Source organism: Aeromonas media (genome assembly GCF_000819985.1).
Lineage (GTDB): Bacteria > Pseudomonadota > Gammaproteobacteria > Enterobacterales > Aeromonadaceae > Aeromonas > Aeromonas media.
In genome coordinates this window covers 5696-5939 of the sequence record NZ_CDBZ01000224.1, presented here as the reverse complement: position 1 = coordinate 5939, position 244 = coordinate 5696, and the positions used below count along the sequence as shown (strand labels likewise).

At 68.4% G+C, this 244-nt stretch carries 1 protein-coding gene; it reads left to right on the top strand.

The window, feature by feature from the left end; all coding sequences use genetic code 11:
• A partial coding sequence (locus tag BN1127_RS20140) for a nucleoside deaminase (RefSeq protein ID WP_042650632.1) occupies positions 1-244 on the top strand: 244 nt, incomplete at both ends.

The following is a 244-nucleotide window of genomic DNA, read 5'->3' as shown; positions in this document are numbered from 1 at the left end:
CTTCGCCGCCCTGCTGGTGCGAGACAATCAGTTGGTGGCGAGCGCCGTCAACCGCATGCTGGAAGCGGGGGATCCCACCCGCCACGCCGAGCTGGAGGCGCTGCGCACAGCCAGCCAACATGGGCCGCTCAAGGGCGCCGTGGTCTACGCCAGCGGCCACCCCTGCCCCATGTGCCTGTGCGCCCTGGTGATGAACGGCATCAGCGCCGTCTACTACGCCTTCGACAATGAAGATGCGGCCCCC